This is a genomic window from Candidatus Obscuribacterales bacterium (genome assembly GCA_036703605.1).
Classification (GTDB): Bacteria; Cyanobacteriota; Cyanobacteriia; order RECH01; family RECH01; genus RECH01.
In genome coordinates this window covers 1-1792 of sequence record DATNRH010000660.1, presented here as the reverse complement: position 1 = coordinate 1792, position 1792 = coordinate 1, and the positions used below count along the sequence as shown (strand labels likewise).

Annotated in this window: 2 protein-coding genes; both read left to right on the top strand. The window is 57.2% G+C overall.

Translation table 11 applies throughout. From position 1 onward, the window contains the following. Nucleotides 1–1174: hypothetical protein (locus V6D20_13825; GenBank protein ID HEY9816858.1), on the top strand; the 1174-nt coding region annotated here is incomplete at its 5' end. Next, nucleotides 1146–1792, top strand: a 647-nt coding sequence (locus V6D20_13820; GenBank protein HEY9816857.1) for a hypothetical protein, incomplete at its 3' end; no start/stop codon positions are given. The genes V6D20_13825 and V6D20_13820, both read left to right, overlap by 29 nt.

The window sequence follows — 1792 nt, the reverse complement described above, 5'->3', positions numbered from 1 at the left end:
CAATATGAGTACCACATTTTCTCATCCGTTTGGCCTGTCGTTTGCTGATTTGTCCCGCGCATTCCCCGACTGGGAAGCACGTCTTGGTGAGATTTCCCCCGACCTGACCCCGCGTCGTCTAGAGCGGGCTGTAGCTCTATTCAACGATCCAGCAGTTCAGGAGCAGGTATTAGCGATCGCCTCCTCATCTGATCTAACGGCGGAGCGTTTACAACAATGGGTTCACGACCTGCTGAGTGAGCATGGCTTAGCTGGGGAAGAGTTTGAGGCTATCTATCAACAATTAGAACCGATTGTGCTCCGTTTCCTTGAGCCTGGTGTTGTTGAGGGCGAGGTTCCTGATGGGATAGATGGAGATGACTGGGCTACGACATTAGCGCTGGGGGAAGAAGGCGGTGACTGTTGGCTGCCGGTTGATGATGATTTCCTCACAACCGAAGCATTTGGAGAAGAAGGTGGCGATGGTTGGGCTACAACCTTGGCGATCGGCGAGGAAGGTGGTGATGATCTTCAGCCGATCGATGGTGAGCTGGTTGAGACCGATGACAGCTGGGCTACAACTCTAGCGATCGGCGAGGAAGGCGGTGATGGTTGGGCCACAACCTTGGCGATCGGCGAGGAAGGTGGCGATGATCTTCAGCCGGTCGATGGTGAACTGATTGAGATCGATGATGGTTGGGCTACGACCCTAGCGATCGGTGAGGAAGGCGGTGATGGCTGGGCTACAACGATGGCCCTAGGGGAAGAGGGGGGTGACTGCCTGACCGGCTACGAGGATATGCAGATGTCAACCCGTGCCTTGGGAGAAGAGGGGGGTGACAAAGGGGATGATGATTTGATTCGCTTTACCACCCTTGCCCTGGGTGAAGAGGGGGGCGATGACGCCTGGCCTCCGTCAGATGGAACGTCGGATGCTCTTGGGGACAGTGATCCGATTATCGGACAGCCTGGTTCTGAGCCAGATTTCACCACCTTAGCCTTGGGTGAAGAAGGGGGTGACTGGGGCATGGGAGATGGAGATGAAGTGGTGACTACCTTGGCCTTGGGCGAAGAAGGGGGGGCAACGACCGAGTTTCAGAGCGGGGTAGATCCTTGGCTCGATGAGTCGGATCTATCATCTGGAGTCTTAAATAGCGGACTGGGGTATGCAGATCCTCATTCTGGGCAACTCTAAGGATGTCCATGCGGCGCACCTGCGGGAGGCGATCGCTCAGACGGGCACTGACGTAGACTACCTTGACATAGCCCAGTTTCCCACCCAGCTCCGTGTTTCTTGGTCACCCCAGACGGCCGAGGGCTTCTTGACCCTGCCGTCTGGGCAGCGATGGAACTGGCAGAGCATCCGCAGCGTGTTTTGGCGAAGCTTGGCTCCGGTACAGGTGCCCTCGCTACCCGATGACCAGCGTCAGATCGCGGGGAATGATGCCATGGCCGTTCTGCGCACGGTGATGCAGAGCACGTCAACGCGCTGGGTGAATTCTTGGCGGGCCTACCAGTTCCACAAGGAAAAACCTCGGCAGTTGGGGGTGGTGCATCAGTTGGGAGTTACGATTCCCGATACTCTGGTGGGTAATGATCCGACAGCGGTGTTGGCGTTTGCCCAGCGCCACGCCAAGGTGATTTTCAAGCCGGTCTATGGCGGAGCCTATATCCAGCCCCTAACGCCGCAGCATCTTCAGCCCGAACGCCTGCACCTCGCGCTATCCTGCGCGCCGATCGCTCTCCAGGAATACATTCCCGGCACCAACATCCGCACCTACGTGATTGGCGATCGCGTCTATGGGGCTGAAAT